Here is an 18,314-nt window from a genome sequence, read left to right on the forward strand (position 1 = left end):
AAAATATTTAATCTCTAAAGCAATGATTAATCAGGGCTATAAAGAAGAAAATCAATGCAAACAAGCGCGGATTAATATTTATCAGCAACCTAGTATCTCAATGCGTCTAAACTCTGAACCCATCATTGTCCAGCCTGGCTATTCCTATTCGCATCAACATTAGATGGAAATTGAGGGATGATTTATCCCAATCATAACAACACTGAAAGCCATTGGAAGATGTTAGGGACAAGAGAAGTTCTTGGTATCAGCGACGACAACCCGGCTGCTCTTGATATCTATCAATGCTAGAAAGATGAGCAGCTGCTTAAAGGCAATGGAAAAATCAGAGAAAAGTGCACTGGTTAAAATTGCACTACTAGCTTTTGGCTGGCCTCTGGCTCTCAATCATTTCTAAGAGGGAAACCCTGGAATGGGCTTTACCGCCCTCCTAGGAACCTGGCTCGCCTGGGGGACAGTTTTTGGAATCGTGGTCTGGCTTTTCCCCTACTTCAATGCACTTTTCAAAGCCTTACGGCAGTTCGAAGGTGAGCCTCCCCAGCTTGAGGAAAGGCCCTCCTTAGACCCCAAACGCCAATGAAGTTGGTCATGCAGAGCATATCAACAAGGTATCGAGTCCTGATCCAGTTGAGAAAGTCTGTCAATTGACGCACTCCGAACAAATTACAGACATCTTGTTGTTGATCAAAACGCAATGGCATACTGCGCTTCGCCCAAAAGGAAATCCTTAGAATGCATTTATTCTTTCACATTTAAAAACCATAACTTGGATCATACCAAAACACTGGGTTGAAGCATCAAACAAAGAAGCCATAGACCACCAATCAAGGGAATAAAGCTAATGAAGAGCCATAGCCAACTCTTTCCTGAATCACGAAGCCTGCGAATAAAAAGAGAAATCTACGTGAAGATCCCAGCGATCGAATAGATGATTGAAAAAACATCAAAAAAATTGGTATTCAGGAGATTCAGTTCAAGAGTCCCAATCCCCCATAACACGATCGAGACAATCGTTGTTAGAAATGTGAACCACCAAAACTCAGATCTCGTCGCTCCACCGCCATTTGTCAAAGACTTAAACCAGACAGTGTTATGAGCCTCAATTGGGGCCTTGGTTTTTGGTGCCGTGAGCGTTGACACAGTTTTAGCCAACACGCCGAATTGATCTGTAAAGGCAATGAGAACAGCCCATCGGGAGCGATTCAGTCTGAAATGCTGATCATTTGCTCGGGTGCATCAAGCCAGCGACTCTGTCCTTGTAGGCCACTTCAGGAAAGGTCCTGAAACCGAACGACAGAGGACGGTTGACCCCCTTCCAGGGGTGATTGAACGGGCATAGACCGAGTGAGGTTCACTCGGAGACACCAATGGCATCAACCAAGTTTCGGCCGAGACCAGAGATTGACTACGCGCAGCTGCTCAAAGAGATGAGCAGACTCGATCTGGCCGACCGTTTGCTGATTAACCGCAAGGGCGACCTCCCCTGAGGACTTTCTCTGCCCCGGATCAAACCTCCTGACCGTCAGACTGCAGACATGCCGAATCGTTATCGTGCCACTCACGAATCCCCACCAAAGCCTGAAGGGGAAGGGTGGCTGGTGAATGGTGATGAACAGCTACTGGTGAGGTTCAGCAATGACAACCCAACTGGTCATGGCCAGTGGGTCATCTTGAGTACTTACCGCTGGGTGAGACCCCATCCACCGGTCCCGCAGAGCCAGAGGCGCATGCTCCGGCATAACGCCGTGGAAGCCTGGAAAAACATGCAAATGGTCGGCTGGCGTCGATGCCATCCACCGGTGCGCTGAGTTGGTGGCTCCGGGTGGTGGCATGAATGATTCATCGATCTGTTCAACGATCAGGATGAGCGTCATCCAGACGACGTCTCAGACCATGTCTACCCCCATGATCATGATCCTCCACTGGCTGAGAAGATTGCCGGAGTTATGGCATGGGTGATCGTAAAACCATCTTCCTAATTGAACGGAATAAAACCATTCAGATCCACTCCTGTAGCTTGCATCAGAAGCTGACAGAGTTGGGTAGAACTATTAGGCGACGACCTCAGAACCCTCTCCAGAAATCATCGGATGCTGTCTTCCATGCACTTCTATGGGTTCAGAGAAGTACCGCGAGCGCAGCAAGATGAGAAGCCTGACTCGCTATCGAACGACCCATACGGCTGACGACATCAGCCTGAATGAACGGGATGTCTGCCTGCTCATCGGCAACAATCGCATGACCGATGTGCTGCATCACGTTAACGATGCAGGCCAACCTGAACTGATCGCTGCCGCTGACCGAGTATTGATTGGCCGCAATCGCCAATTTAAAACGCGCCTGAATTTCAATATGGTTTTATCTATCTCTGCTTTAGTGTGCTCACTGCTGAATGGACCCTATACCTGTTAGACATGCCTGAAAAATTTTAAAACATGTGAAAGATGCAAACGCCATATGTGCCAAGTGATTAATAAACTTATTTACGTAATCAATGATTTCAATGCACAGAACAGTTAATCGCCACACTGCTCATCTTCTGCACGACTTGGATTTGCTTCAGAGCAGTTAACTCTCACATATCGATAATCAGGAGAAGAATTGACAAACTCTACGAGGCCATTATTCTTACTTTGATCGCCCTCTTTACCAAATCTAACAATAAATCCTGCTGAATACCTTGTCTTAAAATTCAAGTCGCGTGTCATTCTTGCATAAATACTGGAATAATCGTTGACGTCTCCTGTAAGTTGTGCCTTGAACCCAAAACCCGAGACGGGGTCAACATAGAGTGGCGGCTCTGATTCATTTGATTGATAGTAAAAGCCTGTTAAAACCTTGATTGAGGGGAACACCTCATATTCGACATCAACCCCAGTCGTCATGAGTGGTGATGCTCCGTAAAAGCCGTAAATAGCTGCGACCTTATTAGATCCAATTCCATATTCACCAATTGGAAATAAGCCATACGCTGAAACTTTCGATTTCTCCCCTGCTGTTACTGCACTTAGCGCAAGCTGTTGAAAAAACTGTGTCTGCGGTCCTCCTCGGAAAGCAGTTGATTCTTTGATGAATTCATCCATCGGAAAACCAGCGATCAAGGGTCTGCTGTCGTATCCAGCCGAAATACCAAAGCCACGATTCAAATGACGATCAATCCATCTATATCCGAGCCGAGTTGATGTTGATATTGAAACCCCCTGAACCTGCACGTCATTAATACTGGAACTAAGATATTCAGGGTTTATATTGTAATCGCCTAAATTCAGATCAAATCTACTGTCTAAAAACCAGACTTTATTGGGCTTGACATAGAAAGGATAGAAAAAACCAGCACCTATTCGATTTGTCACTCCAGCATCCTGCAATGCACCTTGGAACCCCCAGTTGAACCTGACGACATCCTTGAAGTTGATGCTGATCGCATCGCCTCGATCCTCAGGCATGCCGTCCTGTGCTTTCAAGGGGAGCGGAGCGATGGCAACCGCAGAAACCAGCAGTCCAATGGAGATGCGACGGAGCATTGGACTGGCATAAAGTCTGCGCATCATGCCTCACCCTGGTCCAGGCAGCTTCCATCTGGCCCGGTTCTGCCAGGAAGGGGCTCCAGTGGCGGCAGCGGTGCTTCAGGTGATCACCCTGCTGGAGCTGCTGCTGAAGGAAGTTGCCGGCCGCATTTTTCCCCAGTACTGGCAAGTCAGACAGATCCGACTCCTGTCCAGTTCCGAGGCTCCCACTCAGTCCATCAAATCCCACTCCTTCGTCACTCCTCTCTGCTGTAGTTCATCCGCACTACGACAGATGGGGGCTAATCAAGTCAGGTCAGCAAAGCTTCCTCCTGGCAAGAAGTCACCGGAGGATCAGAGAGAACGCCAATTGCTTGCAGAAAAGACACCTCGATGGATCAATGCCCGACCAGTGTTTGCCAGGATGTTCAGAGATCTGTTGCGACAGGCAGAGTCGTGTCGAGGGCCTCCTCCAAGACTTGAGGGCGAGGTCCAATCACGAGAGAGGTGACCATGGAGTGGACAGATGAATTCATCGCCAGCGCGCAGCATGAGCTGACCGCAATGGTGAACGACTGGAAATACGACTACGGAGCCGATGACAGAGCCTGTATCGCGATGTTGCTATGGATGGTTCTCAAACTGAATCCTGAAGCTGAGATTGATCCTGCCCTTTTCTGAAATCAACAAGCTGCTGCAATCCACCATGGCTTCCTTACAGCCGTGGTCTCCTTACAGCCGTGGCTTCCTTACAGCCGTGGCTTCCTTAGAGCGATGGGGCTGACAACATGTCTGATAAGGGAAAGTCTTCGCGGGTGCGGTACCGATCAGCACCGCCTTTAACCAGAACATCTCAAACTCACTACGTTTTGAACAAAACAACTTCAAGGATGTCAATGCAATCGCTGAGCCTTTGTATGGGATCAGCCGCTTTGCTGATCACGACAGCGCAAACCGCGCAGAGCGATGTGATGAACTATCAATGCTTCGAGAGAGACACTCGACGCCCTGTGGCAGCAAGTTTGATCGATCTCAGTACGCCAGAGGTGAGTTGTGAACGCATCACCCTGACAGAACCCACGATCACCTCGCCTGATCAAGCCCCTGAAGACGGTGCTGAACAGCCATTCACAGATCCGGAAATCAGCAGTGGACCAAGCCCGTACGCCGAACTGTCTCCCGATCCAGAAGTCGTGAATCGCTATGTACGCAATGATCCATTTGCCGCACGGCGAGCGATGAATCTTGCCCGAGGTGCTGCGACCCGGAGAAATGGCGGCCTGAGAATTTATCGCCCTGGAATCTGCATGTATGAAAGTGCATCCAATAATCCCTGCCTGGTCCACGCGGGGCCTGAAGGATTTGAATTCAAGATTCCTGGCGGTGCTCCTGGCTGGGAACAGTCCGCAGGCTCTCCTTCAGTGATGACAAGGATTCTTGTGGGTTCAGACGGACGCTCGCTGCTGCAGATCGATCAGACACTGATCACCGCCCCTGAGACGTCCGACTGAATCATTCAGCGTGAACATGAGCCCTGTCATTCCACCCTTTGCAGAGTGTTCCTGCTGTGGAAAATCGTGACCTGGTCCTTAACGAGCAGCCAGCCTCCAGCTCCGTCAGTCTTGATACAGCCTTCTTGTTCCGCTGATCGATTCGCAGTCACTGGGAGGCAATTCGCGCGCTGCACAAGCTTCTTGCACCACTTCCATGCGCTTTGCTCTGGTTGTGGCACCACGACGATTAAGAAGCTCATACATGGCCGGACTGATCAGACGCTCTTGCAGGAGGCGTTCGTTGGTTTGAGCAGATGCATGCAGCCCATACAGCGTGAAGACGGCTAGCGAGCAGTACAGAACAGAGTGATGGATTCGGGTCATTCCTACAAGCTAGAACTCATTCCACCTCGGATGACATCGCCTCCAGGCCATCTTCTGAATCGTTGGCCACATTGGCCTTCGCCGAACGCAACAGTTGCCTTTCAGCTATGCGAGAACTTCTTCAGCCTCAGCCTGGATTTTGCAATCGCTTCTGGGATAAGCGACACAAAGAAGGCTGAAGCCCGCCTCCGTCTGCTCCTCATCAAGAAAGCTCTGATCACTTTGATCAAGCGTCCCCTCCGAGACCCTGCCTGCACAGGTTGAGCATGCGCCTGCTTTGCAGGAGTAAGGCAGATCAAGACCTGCTTCCTCTGCTGCATCGAGGATGTATTGATCGTCATCACAAGCGAAGGCCTGCTCACCCGCACCCGTGACCATCGTGACAGTAGAAGCAGCCATTTGATACCAATGCACTGCCTGCAGCATCAACCGACCAAGCCAATCAATCAACAAAGATTTGGGTTTGTTTTGGGATCAAACGCATAAAAGCAAACATCAACCAACCACCAAACCCGACACATCGCTTCAGCTAACAAGCAGTTTTAGTATCAAATGCGACAAAAATCTCTGCATAGGATGTTCGGCAAAATACATAAAGGGCACACTTTTTAAATTGAGTTAAGCATGCCCTTAGCACTGGAGTCTTTCAATTAGTTTTCATATAAATAAAGGCTTATCCATGACTCGCCAATCCGCAGCCAACCTCCGCAAATTAAATGGACACCTCGTGCATCTTGCTCTAGAAGTCGAGGAGAAAGTTAATCATTCTCGCAGAGATAACAAACTTGAGCTGATACTGGATCAACACAATAAGGTCTTCAAAACTCTTGAGACCACGTAAGCAGCTGGAGGAAACCTCGTTAAACTGGTCAATGGAATCTATTCGAGGGAAGGGGGCAAGCCAGTGATCTAATCACCTACTTTTGGATTAAAAGCATGAGATTAAGCCGGCATTGATGCGTGACGCACATTTTCGACAAACTGACGAGTTCTATCCATGCATTTCTGAAAGCGAATGGGTTTGTCATTGGCATCTCGAGCGTTTGTTTGCATGCAGCTGTCGACGCCAGCAGGCATGACTTCATGAATAGCGCGTTGGACATTCGAAGGAGATAGTCCGCCCGCCAGAATCACTGGTATTCGACTTTGCTGGACAACGCAACGGGCTGTCGTCCAATAACTGACAAGGCCTGTAATACCAATAAAGCCTTCCCCAGGTGGTTGATCACTCTGCGCCTCAGCTTTGTCGGCAACGATGCAAGTATCCAGCAGAAAATAATCGGAAATGGGTTCAAACAGCTTTGCGACCTTAAGGCTGGGCAAGAACCGACCTCGACCTGCCTGAGCGACTGGGATAGCACGCATGACAGCAAGACCTGGATACTTATCTCTAACTTTGGATTGCAGCTCTAGATGATTTTCACACACAGGCAAAATCCCAGACGAGTCACACAAGCAGTCAGAAAAATACAATATATCTGGCCGATAGTAGTCAATAACATTACAAATCACCTCGAAATCGACAAACAAAGGAATGATTGACGATTTGGAGCTGCTGTCCCTAATCGCATTAACTGTATCCAAAAGCTCCGGCTGTCGACAGTCATCAGCACTCAATATCACACTGCCGATATGTTCAACGCCAAGCTCTATCATTGCCTCAGCTTCTTCAGGTGTTTGAATTTCATATATTTGAGTGAGCATATTGAACTCCTGTCGTTGCGAGGTCTATGCAGAAGTGATAGCAACGACCTTCAAATGCCATGAGTACCCGACCGACAGCTCATGTCCAGTCGCTGGTCCGTAGCATCACTCCTGCCCTGCGTAGGCGTTATCAAAGACTGACAGGAGTCTCACCTTCAGGCCAAATGCTCAACGTTTGAGAAAAGCCAATCCCAACTGTCAAAGATCATCCAAGCACCAACCGGTCATACAAGATCAATTTGGAATCGTAATTCCTTACTCGAGGACCAAAAGCTTTGATCGCACTGGTCATCGCGCCATATGCGTTCACGTCCATTGATCAGGCGAGGGCGGGTAGCTTTCAGAAGCTTGTCAATCAATGAAGGCTCGCTTTGCACTGATCGGCTGTGACCCTGAGTTAGCCAACCCATGCGTCAGCACTGCCTGGTGAGGCACAAAGCCAGTGCGGCATGCCAAAGCATGAGAAAACAGAAGTGCAAGACCAATCCGAAAGCCAGGCAAAAGCAGCATTGGCTTAGAAGTTGATCAGCCCTGAGCCGATCAATCGGAGTAGCCCGTGTAATGCTTCTTTTTCAGTGGCTTGTCGGTCTAGTGGTGGTCAGCGTTTGGATGGTTGCAGCACATGGGGTTCTATCGTTCGCCTTCCATCAGCCTCGGATTTGTGCTGGTTCGGGTCATCCCCCGTCCGAGTGAATTCTCCAAAGTGGCGAGGCGCCGATAGTGTCTTACCGCAAAATGAACCCCGATTGCTGGTCAGGAGTCCAATCTCCGCATTTCAATTTGGATCTCATCCTCTGTAATCGGCTTTGGTCGATAGTTATAGGAAATGGCTTGCCAGATCAACGCCAGACCCCAAAAAGCGATCGGCCAAATTGGCCAGAAATCACCACGACCCGACAGCGCCCAGATCACCACAAGCGTGATGTTGGTGATGGCATAAATCCTGAGCTGTCTCTCTAGTCCCCTCCGATGCTTGAGGCTTGCGAGGGCAGCTTCTCTGCGTTCTTGGTCCGTCATCAATTGAGTCAGACTTGTTTTCAGACGTATAGCAAGGATCAGTTCACCCGTTCAATTGTTTGTGAACCAGACTCCACCAAGACCGAACAGGGACCTCACACAGGTCAACCGCCAGACTCCAGACAGCCAACAGTTCGGGAAGTTCGGATAACCGCTAGAGAAATGGTGCAGTGGATGTCGTAGACCGAATCAATCGTTTTCGAGAGTTTTGAGATGACTGAAACTCTGCTTTTATGCGACTGCTCGCTGTGCAAGTGCAGCGTTGAAGAATCGCTATCGATCAGGATTGGTGGTCAGCACTTCTGCTCTGAGGCTTGCGCCAAAGGACATCCAATCATGGAGCCCTGCCACGGTGAGCAGGAAGGTTGTCACTGTGGGACCGGAGAGTTGGCACTTCTGCTAGCTGCTCCTAGCTAGCCCAGAACCAGCACATACTCTCGACATCTCCTGCTCGTGGGTTGAAGAGCTCACGGCTGCAGCTCCCAAGCATGGCGATGAAAGACCCTGATCGGCTAGCAACACCGATGTCATCGATGTCAGTGCTGAACTGGATGACTTCATGAGCAACCGAGTGGACCTCATGCGAAAGATTGGAGCGAATCGCCAGGAGCTCGGCGATCGCAGGCGGAAGCACTGCCAGCGCAGCAGCAGTTGGCGTCATCTCTTGTGAGTCATGTTGATCGGACATCAACGGGCCAATCCGGATGTCAACCTCATACGGACTATCTCGATCGGCTCGTTGGCGGAAGCGAAATGCCATCAGTAGTCAAATTTGCCGATGTACAGCCCTCTCTCGCAGTTACGGAGCAGGGGTGGACCGGCCATCAATCCGTGTGCTTCGGCCGCCTCAACACACCGATCCATCTTTGCCTCATAAGCCAGACCCCCGAGGATGGGGCTGATCACCTCACCTACCCCTGCCGCGAACACGACAGAACACGCGAAAACCACAAAACGTTTGGTGCACTTGTCCATCAGCCATTCCTCCCATCACAACCTCTTTCGGAATGGCAGCGGCGCGCATCACCCGAAAGGGGGATTGCGTTAATCCAGGTCCTGCATTCAGAGCTACGCACGGTCCTCAACAAGCACCTTGCAGAGGGCTCGTTATCCATGTTCAACAATCTGATCTAGCCAGATCCAAAGGCCTCAGAACGAGCACATACAAGCGCCTACCCGCTGAGAAACATAGGGTTGACGCAAAATAGGCAAAGAGAGAGACACACGAACTGCTACCCCTGAATGCCATCGAAAAGATCAAGCAGCCATCAATCTGATCCGGTTATGTGCCATAACGATTGGCCCGGAGGAGCCGGCAGACAGACACGTTGTCTCCCGTTCAACCGCCTACTGGTGTCGCGGCGAGATGTTGGCGGTCCATTTGGGACTGCTCGCTATTGCTGTGATCGCTGCTGAAGTTCAGGTGGCTTTAGCTCCGATCTGATCTCAGTGACGGTCATCACGACCTGGAGAGCTCGCAGCACCATCATCAGGTCTCCAGCATTGGCTGGTATCTAAAACCTCCATGGATCAAAACGAAATGACCAACTGGAAAGCTATCGCCCAGAAAATGGAGGCTGATGGAAACACCAGCAGTTGGTTTTATCTACGCGCCAGAGCCATCGCTGATGGAAAGCCAGACCCGATGCCCAAGGTCGCTGAGTTAATGCCTAAGTCGATTTGATCTAAGATCATGCAGCTTAAAACGCTCTGGTGATATGCAGCGCAAGCATGCTCATCCAGCAAGACGTCTGCTGAAATGGATATGGATCCCTTCATCCTCTTTCCCTAAGCTTCAAGACCACTCATGAATATTTGATTGATTCTTAGAGAAGACTTCCAGAATTAACAATGGTCCTGGAAAGGCCAGAGGAAGCCAAGCTGATCTCAACAACTGTAGTTCTCGATAGTCCTTCTAATAGAACGGGTAGGGGATGAATACTGAATTTCATATCAGCCTATTTTCCAAGATGCCGCTGATTGATGTCTAAACCTTGAAGGACTTCCTTAGATGCTGCTTCCTGACCAGACCTGAACATAGAAACCTTTATGCATCAACATAGTATCTGAGCGTAGTCTTTAACTATCAGCTGGGCCGTAGAGCTTGGAGCCAACAGACATCAACAGTAGAAAAGAGATGCTGATAGACAAAACAACAAGGCTTTGGATGACGTTCAACCACTATAAGCAGCTATTATGACAGAGATTTCAGCTTCACTGGCCACCTTGAGATGAACGGTCATCCAAACAGCACAACGGTGGTCATAACCGTGTAAAACTCCAGATCAGGCGGCCCATAAGACGCGCCCGACGATCAACCGCAAGACAGCGAAGAGTGCGAACGGCTGGAAGATGAATGCCAAGGAACACCAGTTTTATGTCTTAAGTCATGACATACAGAGCTTGCAGAGTCGTCACTAAAGCTTGAAAGGCGCCTCTGCCTTAGGCCAGCGACTCAATTTTTGGGAAAGACCAATCCCAACCATACAAGGAGCGATCAAAGCGCAAATCACGGCGTAGCAAGTCAACTGGGTAGTTTGATGTTTTTTTGATGGACCAAAGCCTTTGATCGCACTGGTCATGGCTTATCTTCGTATCCACCCATTTGATGTGGGCATGACGTCGAAGATCTTGTAAATCAATGAGAGGTCGCTGAGCACTTAGGGTTGTGCCGCTTTGAGGAACACAAGCATCAGCGATTCATGGATCGGAAAGGAACCCTTGAGGCAGAGCCCGCCCCGGAGAGGGCAAGCTGCTGCTATGGATACGCCATGGCAACGACTATCGCTGGCTTGAGCCCAGACATATTGAAGCCCGGTAAAACGATGACGACTAACAAGTTTCAAATTCTGCAGAATGCTTCTGAGAATCTGGCCAGTGATATGTACAAATTAAGCGCGAAAACGCTTTACCATGCAAAAATCTCTACATCGATGAAGCAATATGATGTCAGAAAAGTCGCATTAAAGAAGGCTATTGATCGCATAAAGATTACGCAAGCGACGAACAGTCAACTCTATCTCGCGACATAATCACCGCGTTAAAGAAAGAACTGTCGAGAAATAAACAACTCATTTGACATAACGTTAACCATCCGCTGGAATGAACTTGCGCCAGAACAAAGTATAATAAAAGTTAACAAGAAAGTCATTACTCTTGACCAATTTCATGTGTGGAAGATAGAAAAACATTGCATTATTCCAATCAATCAAAGAACCTTCTCCTGGATATTCAGTGTTCTTCATGGCATAAGCACTTTCCCTGAGAACGCTTCCATCTCCGCCGTTACTCATAAGCTTAAAATATGTACGATTGGATGTATTAAGCATAATTTTTGAAACAGTAGGAGTGCCTACACCTGCGAAAGCCAAAACTTCAAACCTTCTGGCGGACTAGCGGTGGCATCAATCAAAGAATGAAATAAGAATGCATTTTGCAACAATTGCCTCTGAAGTTCTTTCGCCCCATTGTATCGATAAGAATCAGTATTATATTCAGAGGCAATCTGCCTTAATACATCCTTCTGTCTTGGATCAACAAGACCCCTTGCATCTGTTGCCACAATTTAGGGTCGAAAAGATCAACGGACAAACCATCCTGGTTGACAGCATTAAAAATATCTCTTCGCGGAAGCAACTCATACACTGAAAGCATCGTTCCGACGACAGCAGATGGATATTTGAAATATTTAAATGGAGCAACATGGAAACCATGAATAAGATAGTTCAATGCATTGATAGAACCTTTATTTGGTGGTGCAACCATGACTAGATTTTCTATCTTACTTGCACCTCTCCAATCAAGAACTGGTGGGTTATCAAAGGAACCTAAATCCTGCCCGCCGTAACGAAGATAATACCTAGCCATCAGGCACCCCATCGAGTGGCAGACAATGTCAACCTTTTGGCTTCCGCTTAAACCTCCTTTATCGACCAATTGTCTTGAGACAGTTGCAATATATGCATCCAAGCGCTTAGCATTGACAGCATTAGATTTTCTCCAGTCATAAGCAAACTAAAAAACGGGCTTTCCCTTAAAAGATGGAATTTGCAGGTGATCATCACGTTCCTCGGCCGGCACAAAACCAGCCATAGTGAGAGATTTGAAAATATTCAAATAAACTGAATATTCAATAGACACAAAAGGCGGAGGCAGAAACTCGAACTTAACTGTATCTAACACAGATTGGGTAATAAGATTTTTATCGGCTAATCGTATATTTTTAGCTGATTGGTTCAGAGGAAGAGCGAGCAACTTGTTCTCCTGCTCTGTTGCTGGCCAATAGGAGTTGTACCCAAAAGCACCCCAAACAACTTTTCCATTTTTTGAATCAATAAACTTTGATCCCCCAATACCAGGAATAATGATAATTGGATTTGCAAAGGCGAGGTCCTGAGTAAGTGCCTTTCTCATTGGACCAGCACTTGGGGAATAGATATTTTGACGACTCGAGCAAGATGCTAGTAAAAACAATACAATAAACAAGCCAACTTTTTTCATGGCAAGGCCCATAGAGTAGTTATCGCACTAAAGCCGTTAATGTGAGCAGACTAGCAAAGACAAGTCTTGAAAACATTAGGAATAAAAGTCAAGTAGTCAGACGAATTGTAGGTATAAAATCATTATCGGCCTCGTATTTTAAAATCAAATCAAGGAAAGCAACAGAGGTAACCGTCCACTGAATGTAACGCAATTTATGCAGCAGATGAACAAGCCACATCCGCACAGCAGCTTCGCTGATTAACTGATCCCGCAGACAAGACCTACGGTTAGCAGTTGAAAGGCTGCACTGAGAGCTCACGGTCAGTGGGCTGGAGACTCATGAAACAGTTGTTGTGGCAGGCAAACAGTAGAAACATGGTTTATGTCCGAACGATGCGAAAGCTGATGGGTGACCTTGCCTGAATGCATCAGTGATGCTCGCAATCCAGAAGGAATGGTGGAGCTGCACCTGATCACAGTGCTGATGCCGTCAAATATGTATTGGCTGCTGCCAATCAAAACCAGCCCAGTAATCAGGCATCACAGAAGAATGGGCAGCGTTCGCTGATGTAGGTGAAAGAAAAGAAGCCGCGTCGGCATGTGGGAGAGGTACCGACGTTCAAGACCATGACAATTCGTTGAAGGGATCAGAGAGCCACCCAACCGGGGGAGGCAGGCGCCTGGAGAACCACCTGATCGGGTGATGTGAATCCAATTGATTCCGGACATGTTGAATACAGCAAAACAATAGCTTTGTTGACTCACACCAAATTTTCAGCATTGTCTTACTGCCCTGAAAACAGTGCATCAATTTCGGATGACAAGAATCTAGAAATATCTGATAAAGCTGGAACGATGGGTGACCAACAAACCAGATCCAGCAAGCGTGTGCTCTTCTTTGATCAGATCAAAGCACTGATGATCGCACTGGTCATTGCCATCCATGTTCTAAGCACGTTTATATTTAGCTTCATGGGAGTGCACTTTACCTTGAGCGAATCTCTGCACCCTGTCTTCGGTGGAATAGCTATCTGGTTACTTTTATTCTGTAATGCCTTCTTCATGTACATGTTATTTCTACTCTCGGGCTAGTTCGTCCCTGCCTCAGTACATAAGAAAGGTGTGATGAGATACATCAAAGATCGCATGCTGCGAATTGGCATTCCTTTCATGGCTGACTTACTACTGATTAACAACGCGTCGGTACTCATCGCGAGGCTCTCGCCAACACGCCCCTTGGCAGAATTGTCTTGGAATGAGATACCTTTCAACCGGGTAGGGGTACTGTGGTTTCTTGTAGTTCTGTTTGTCTTTGATTTGCTCTATTGCGCATGGCGTGCACTGCATGGAGATCACTTTTCTATCGATACCTCTATTCCCACTCCGCAACTAAAATCTTGGCTCGTCAGTGCCGTCGTCCTAGCGATCATTGAGGTGATGATGACAACACGTACAGACCTATGGGCTGCGTTGACACGTTCACCACTCGATGGCCTGGGTGCTCAAGGAATGCACGTATTTACCTATGCCTTTTTGTTTTCATTGGGATGCAAGGCTTCAAACTATCGCTGGTTGGAACGCCTTGATAGCCATCTGGTAATACGGTGGTTTCGTTTCTCCATTGTATTAGCGCTCAGCCTTCTAGCGATCTGTCTTGTGCTGACCTTCAACGGCAGCATGTCGGATGAGTTTGGCAGGCTATACCTTCTGACGGCTTTCTTGAATCCCCTCATCGGCTGGGGAGTAATCGCCTATCTCTTGCTATGGTTCCAGCGTAATGAGAAAAACTGCGGCAATTGGCTTGCCGCAGCTGGAGTTGATAGCTTCGGGACCTACATAGTCCATCCAATTGTGCTGGTAGTGCTGCTTAAGACGATTAGTTTATTCAGTCTTAATCCATGGCTGATTGCTCTATCTGCGATACCTATCGGGATCATTATCTCCTTTGGACTCACCCATCAGCTCAGGCGTATTCCAACTGTTGCCAAGATCATCTAGTTCTTCAATCACTTGCCTTCAACAGAAGATTTGCAGTACCTACTTTGAGCGGAGTTGGTGGGTTGACGCTCTCAATCTGCTGAAAAAACAAGCTCACACCAATCACGCCTCGCCAAGAGCAGGACTTTTCATATTGATTCTTTCGATCCAGCGTTGCAAGTGAATATGACTGAACTTTTGACCAAAGTCGGCAACGATGTGGGATGCGTTCAGTGGCTAGCCCGAGTGCACCAACGACACAACCCATTTTCTGGAGCAGTTAGACGCTGAACCAGGCCTGAGATCAGCAGCAATGCTGCGTTCTCTTGGTCGTCTCTGAGAAGAACTGGAGACGACGCCAGAGCAGTCAGCGCTTGATACTCGAGCACAAGCGGAGGCGGAAATTCTGGTGCGTAGCCGCTGGAGCAAGCTGCGAGCAAACGAGATGTTCCAGTCAGTTGAAGAGACCGCAACAGCCCTTGAGCGATGCATTCAGCTCCTCAGCGGCAGAGACGACGCACTGGATTGAGTGAAGCTTTACGAGCAGAAGTGATGCTGTTGCTGCAGGACGTAAGACGCCGGTTCAAACCAGCACTGCTACAGCGCTGATAGGAGAACACTCGCTCACCACACCAGGTCACTTCAAGATGCACCCACTGATTTCAAAGGCACTGCATGAAGGTCCAGCAAGTGATCTATATGCGGCACTAGTGCCTGACCAGCCACTCAGCAGAGGCTGGCTGCATGAGATCCGGGAAGCCTGGGGGCGGCCCGATCATCCCAGCCTCGCGCTGTTTGCGGATGTTGACGAGCGGTCACTGAAACTGGATTCACTGGAATTCGGGGTCTCCGTGAAGGTCCAGGTCTTCACCCCCTCGACAACCACTAGCGGAGCCCTGCTCTATCTGCATGGAGGAGGATGGATCGCCCCGATGTCGGGCAAACATCTCGGCTGGGCAAAACGAATAGCCGCGCTGAGTGAGCGCACGGTATACGCAGTGGATTACCGGTTGGCACCAGAGCATCCGTACCCAGCAGCATTCCAGGACTGCATCGGGGTGCTCAAACACGTTTTCAAGACCCATCAGAACAATGTGGCCATTGCCGGGGATTCAGCGGGTGCCAATCTCGCTGCTGCTTGTGATCAATGGCAGCTCCAGCAACAGGCAAGGAGGCCTGATGGAATGGTGCTGATCTGCGGCGTGCTCGATCTTGAACTGGAACGTCATCAGTCCATGATCGAATTCGGGATCGGGCATCCCTACAACGGCATTGAACTGCTGGCATACCAACGGGCCCTCTATGCCCCCAGGGTTGACCAATGGAGCCAGCCCCTCACAAGTCCAGCCCATGGCGATCTCAGCACCCTGCCTCCTACCTTGGTGATTGTGGGCGAACACGATCCACTCAGGGACGATGGCCTTGATTTCGCGACTAGAGCCAACAGCCAGGGCTCAAGGGTGAAAGTCCATATCGGCTCCGGTATGCCCCATGGTTTTGTCATGCAGCACTCTCTTGTCGGGGAAGCGGCTGCAGCCGCGGAAGAGCAGATTCTGGCGTTCCTCCATGCAGGCAAAACGCCTCAAAGATCCAAGCGATGATCCCTGCCTGAACTGCCAACCGACCCACACCACCGGCAGAGCAATGACAACTCTGCAAGCGCCGATCACAAAGGTTTTGGTTGCCTTATCCCTAAGACAATTACAACCATCAAAACCTCACCACGATTGATCGGGGACACATCACCCATTCGGGCCATTTCCCTCTAAGACGCCTGAATCCTGAAGGCGATGCCGTTCGATTAAGTACAGGGCTCCTAGAACGCTGCCGCACCAGAAACCGAGGATCAACAGAAACAGCCCAATGCTTTTCAGAAAGTTCATCAGCCGAGCCTCAGTGAACTGCTGTCTGCAGGTTTTGCAATTACTGCAGAAGACATTCAGCAATATACAGACTTATCAAATGATGAGCTGGAGGCAGTTGCTGAAGGCAATTGCACCTTTAGTCTGAATCAACCTAAGGATGGGATGATTATTTGTCTGATGACTTACGAGAAAGGGCCAGAACTCATATTAAAACCATGATGCGCGCTAAAACGAAGAAGCATAATCACTATTAATACTCATCAAAACCCCATTTATTGCAAGGAGCCGGGGTTTTTATTTCTTCAATAGCCTGAATAATCCCATAAATTAGACTTCCATACCTAGCACGATTGAGCGCAGTTGAGTAGCAATCAGGCAGGTGAAAGCGTTGCCCGACCAGGTAGTGAATGAATCACCAGAAGCTCACCAGAACCTCTTGGGCTCTGCACCATAGCTGTGCAGTGAAGTTCACCAGAAGAGCTGTGATCTTGAAAGAGTCCAGGGGGATAAATCCCCGACAATTCATTCCTTAGAACCATGACACAAGAACAACTCACAGCTTTCATCACAAACGCCAAAGGCAACACCAGCCTGCAGGAAAGGCTCAAAGTAGCGGCTGATACCAATACTGTTGCTTCCATTGCCAAAGAAGCAGGATTTAGCATTTCCACTGATGACCTAAACAATAAGGCTCAAGCAGAGATTTCCGAAGGGGAACTGGAAGGCGCAACTGGAGGGAGAATTGTATGCGTTAGTTTTGGTAGTTTATTTATAAGACGAGGCAAATTATCATAGTTGTTTTATAGTTTTCCAATACTCGGCTAGCTGTACTCATTCAAAGCCCCTGCCGCCGCAGGGGCTTTTTATTTCTTCAATCACCCCAAACAGCCCACAAATCAGCCTTCAATACCTGGCACGATTGAGCGCAGTTGAGCAGAGATAGATCAAACCAAATTGCTATTTATGTTCGCCTAAGTTGTGCTGGTGTAACTCCCCTTGCGACGGCGACACCTGCACCACCAGCCCAGGAGAAAAAATCAGGCTTGCTTGCATCGATACTCCAGAACTGCGGGGTCGGCGCGCTGACCCAGTGCCCGCCAAGGCTGTACGTAGTTACCTCAGGGGGGCTTGTTGTAGGCCGTCAGGCGTCATTGCGCCAGATCACCCGTGATCACTACGGCAAGACCGAGGGCTAGTTATTCCTGAATGGCTCCAACGTCCAACAACAGATGGTGGCTTCTGGTCATGCCTCCATCTACTGGATATACCCCCACCAATCCCCCTGGACACGATGATTCGCACCACAATCACCACTGCAGCACTCGCCATCACCGCACTGGCAGTACCAGCTCAAGCCGATAGCACCAGCGCTTATTGCATGCTGACGTGGGATGACAGCAGCAAGGACTCGATCAAAGGCCCTTGCACCTTCAGCCAATACGGCGGCAACGCTTACATCGACGACTTCAACTACTACAAATTCGCCTTCCCCTCTGCCGAGCAGGACAAGACCTACGAACGCGACAACAAAGAATCGGGCATCTCCTTCAAACGCAAAGGCCAGTACACCCTGGGCGTGTTCTGGTATGTCCCATAACGTGAGCCCGGCGGCTGGTGATTAATCGCGCTGACTGATCAAACGAAGTTCAAGTGCATGTGTTGCTTCCCTCTCATCCATCAGGTCCAGGGCAGCGCCACACATGAATGAATGGCTCTATGAAAGGAGATAACAGCTGAAGGCCCTCAGTGCAATGGCAATGGCCTCAGGGTCCTTGGCTGCAAAGACACCCAGAAAGGCTTCCTCGAACTAATCCAGCTCAGCTGTCCCTTGAACAGCAACCTTTCTGGCGTGGCTCATGCAGGCTCAGTGTGATGACTCCCGGGTA

At 49.0% G+C, this 18,314-nt stretch carries 23 protein-coding genes and 2 pseudogenes; 14 read left to right on the top strand and 11 right to left on the bottom strand.

From position 1 onward, the window contains the following. Positions 1-771: 771 nt before the first annotated feature. Positions 772-900, bottom strand: coding sequence for a DUF805 domain-containing protein (locus tag SIB58_RS10055; protein ID WP_156486790.1), 129 nt, complete (start codon positions 898-900; stop codon positions 772-774). A 635-nt stretch (positions 901-1,535) separates the two neighbouring features. Between SIB58_RS10055 and SIB58_RS10060 the strand changes: the two genes are divergently transcribed. Then, entirely contained in the window at positions 1,536-1,808 is a 273-nt protein-coding gene (locus SIB58_RS10060; RefSeq protein ID WP_082823445.1) for a DUF1651 domain-containing protein, read from the top strand. Positions 1,809-2,112: 304 nt separating this feature from the next. Continuing rightward, entirely contained in the window at positions 2,113-2,412 is a 300-nt protein-coding gene (locus SIB58_RS10065; RefSeq protein ID WP_156486775.1) for a hypothetical protein, read from the top strand. A gap of 104 nt (positions 2,413-2,516) precedes the next feature. On the opposite strand, the gene SIB58_RS10070 is transcribed toward SIB58_RS10065, so the two are convergent. Further along, the gene (locus SIB58_RS10070; RefSeq protein WP_156486776.1) at positions 2,517-3,524 is read right to left on the bottom strand and encodes a carbamoyl-phosphate synthase subunit L; all 1,008 of its coding nucleotides are present in this window, start codon (positions 3,522-3,524) and stop codon (positions 2,517-2,519) included. A 25-nt stretch (positions 3,525-3,549) separates the two neighbouring features. Here SIB58_RS10070 and SIB58_RS10075 point away from each other — a divergent pair, with 25 nt between their 5' ends. The 3 genes from SIB58_RS10075 to SIB58_RS10085 all read left to right on the top strand — a co-directional run bounded on the left by SIB58_RS10075 (position 3,550) and on the right by SIB58_RS10085 (position 5,017). Next, positions 3,550-4,017 carry a hypothetical protein gene (locus tag SIB58_RS10075; RefSeq protein WP_066911599.1) on the top strand — a complete coding sequence of 156 codons (468 nt, stop codon included), beginning with the start codon at positions 3,550-3,552 and terminating at the stop codon, positions 4,015-4,017. A gap of 2 nt (positions 4,018-4,019) precedes the next feature. Then, a complete protein-coding gene (locus SIB58_RS10080) occupies positions 4,020-4,187 on the top strand; it encodes a hypothetical protein (protein ID WP_197461200.1) in 168 nt (55 codons plus the stop codon). Positions 4,188-4,423: 236 nt separating this feature from the next. Continuing rightward, positions 4,424-5,017, top strand: a complete 594-nt coding sequence (locus SIB58_RS10085; protein WP_156486777.1) for a hypothetical protein — start codon at positions 4,424-4,426, stop codon at positions 5,015-5,017. A 105-nt stretch (positions 5,018-5,122) separates the two neighbouring features. Here the strand turns inward: SIB58_RS10085 and SIB58_RS10090 are convergent, their stop codons facing one another. The 4 genes from SIB58_RS10090 to SIB58_RS10105 all read right to left on the bottom strand — a co-directional run bounded on the left by SIB58_RS10090 (position 5,123) and on the right by SIB58_RS10105 (position 8,104). Continuing rightward, positions 5,123-5,383, bottom strand: a complete 261-nt coding sequence (locus SIB58_RS10090) for a hypothetical protein (protein ID WP_066911605.1) — start codon at positions 5,381-5,383, stop codon at positions 5,123-5,125. A 105-nt stretch (positions 5,384-5,488) separates the two neighbouring features. After that, on the bottom strand, positions 5,489-5,782 hold the full coding sequence (locus tag SIB58_RS10095) for a 2Fe-2S iron-sulfur cluster-binding protein (protein ID WP_066911722.1): 294 nt from the start codon (positions 5,780-5,782) through the stop codon (positions 5,489-5,491). Between the two features lie 543 nt (positions 5,783-6,325). Then, entirely contained in the window at positions 6,326-7,087 is a 762-nt protein-coding gene (locus tag SIB58_RS10100) for a hypothetical protein (protein ID WP_066911608.1), read from the bottom strand. Between the two features lie 753 nt (positions 7,088-7,840). After that, positions 7,841-8,104 (bottom strand): 2TM domain-containing protein, encoded by a 264-nt coding sequence (locus tag SIB58_RS10105; protein ID WP_066911611.1) that lies wholly within the window; start codon positions 8,102-8,104, stop codon positions 7,841-7,843. Positions 8,105-8,317: 213 nt separating this feature from the next. Between SIB58_RS10105 and SIB58_RS10110 the strand changes: the two genes are divergently transcribed. Then, complete coding sequence (locus SIB58_RS10110; protein ID WP_074159387.1) at positions 8,318-8,521, top strand: hypothetical protein; 204 nt, start codon at positions 8,318-8,320, stop codon at positions 8,519-8,521. On the opposite strand, the gene SIB58_RS10115 is transcribed toward SIB58_RS10110, so the two are convergent. After that, positions 8,514-8,864 (bottom strand): hypothetical protein, encoded by a 351-nt coding sequence (locus SIB58_RS10115; RefSeq protein WP_066911614.1) that lies wholly within the window; start codon positions 8,862-8,864, stop codon positions 8,514-8,516. The two genes, SIB58_RS10110 and SIB58_RS10115, sit on opposite strands and share 8 nt — an antisense overlap. Further along, positions 8,864-9,079 carry a hypothetical protein gene (locus SIB58_RS10120; RefSeq protein ID WP_066911617.1) on the bottom strand — a complete coding sequence of 72 codons (216 nt, stop codon included), beginning with the start codon at positions 9,077-9,079 and terminating at the stop codon, positions 8,864-8,866. The genes SIB58_RS10115 and SIB58_RS10120 overlap by 1 nt, the downstream gene beginning before the upstream one ends. Positions 9,080-9,644: 565 nt before the next feature. Between SIB58_RS10120 and SIB58_RS10125 the strand changes: the two genes are divergently transcribed. Together SIB58_RS10125 and SIB58_RS10130 are read left to right on the top strand one after the other, a co-directional pair. Continuing rightward, positions 9,645-9,788: a hypothetical protein gene (locus SIB58_RS10125; protein ID WP_197461572.1), complete on the top strand. Its 144-nt coding sequence runs from the start codon at positions 9,645-9,647 to the stop codon at positions 9,786-9,788. Between the two features lie 1,087 nt (positions 9,789-10,875). Then, positions 10,876-11,136, top strand: coding sequence for a hypothetical protein (locus SIB58_RS10130; RefSeq protein WP_197461203.1), 261 nt, complete (start codon positions 10,876-10,878; stop codon positions 11,134-11,136). 54 nt (positions 11,137-11,190) lie between these two features. On the opposite strand, the gene SIB58_RS10135 is transcribed toward SIB58_RS10130, so the two are convergent. The 3 genes and pseudogenes from SIB58_RS10135 to SIB58_RS10145 all read right to left on the bottom strand — a co-directional run bounded on the left by SIB58_RS10135 (position 11,191) and on the right by SIB58_RS10145 (position 12,604). After that, positions 11,191-11,475: a hypothetical protein gene (locus tag SIB58_RS10135; protein ID WP_156486780.1), complete on the bottom strand. Its 285-nt coding sequence runs from the start codon at positions 11,473-11,475 to the stop codon at positions 11,191-11,193. Positions 11,476-11,614: 139 nt separating this feature from the next. Next, positions 11,615-12,103: pseudogene (locus SIB58_RS10140) on the bottom strand (esterase/lipase family protein); the annotation flags it as partial. 15 nt (positions 12,104-12,118) lie between these two features. Further along, entirely contained in the window at positions 12,119-12,604 is a 486-nt protein-coding gene (locus SIB58_RS10145; protein ID WP_156486781.1) for a hypothetical protein, read from the bottom strand. A 687-nt stretch (positions 12,605-13,291) separates the two neighbouring features. Here SIB58_RS10145 and SIB58_RS10150 point away from each other — a divergent pair. The 6 genes and pseudogenes from SIB58_RS10150 (at position 13,292) to SIB58_RS10175 (ending at position 18,025) form a co-directional block, all read left to right on the top strand. After that, on the top strand, positions 13,292-13,678 hold the full coding sequence (locus SIB58_RS10150; protein WP_231884220.1) for a hypothetical protein: 387 nt from the start codon (positions 13,292-13,294) through the stop codon (positions 13,676-13,678). Positions 13,679-13,705: 27 nt separating this feature from the next. Continuing rightward, positions 13,706-14,584: pseudogene (locus SIB58_RS10155) on the top strand (acyltransferase family protein); the annotation flags it as partial. A gap of 689 nt (positions 14,585-15,273) precedes the next feature. Continuing rightward, positions 15,274-16,164 (top strand): alpha/beta hydrolase, encoded by an 891-nt coding sequence (locus tag SIB58_RS10160; RefSeq protein ID WP_197461571.1) that lies wholly within the window; start codon positions 15,274-15,276, stop codon positions 16,162-16,164. Between the two features lie 801 nt (positions 16,165-16,965). Beyond that, complete coding sequence (locus tag SIB58_RS10165) at positions 16,966-17,223, top strand: Nif11-like leader peptide family natural product precursor (protein ID WP_066911638.1); 258 nt, start codon at positions 16,966-16,968, stop codon at positions 17,221-17,223. Positions 17,224-17,471: 248 nt separating this feature from the next. Then, positions 17,472-17,624, top strand: a complete 153-nt coding sequence (locus SIB58_RS10170; RefSeq protein ID WP_231884222.1) for a hypothetical protein — start codon at positions 17,472-17,474, stop codon at positions 17,622-17,624. 95 nt (positions 17,625-17,719) lie between these two features. Continuing rightward, positions 17,720-18,025: a hypothetical protein gene (locus tag SIB58_RS10175; RefSeq protein WP_066911641.1), complete on the top strand. Its 306-nt coding sequence runs from the start codon at positions 17,720-17,722 to the stop codon at positions 18,023-18,025. Positions 18,026-18,314 lie beyond the last annotated feature (289 nt).

The sequence above is a fragment of the Synechococcus sp. MIT S9504 genome, from assembly GCF_047497135.1.
Taxonomy (GTDB): domain Bacteria; phylum Cyanobacteriota; class Cyanobacteriia; order PCC-6307; family Cyanobiaceae; genus Synechococcus_C.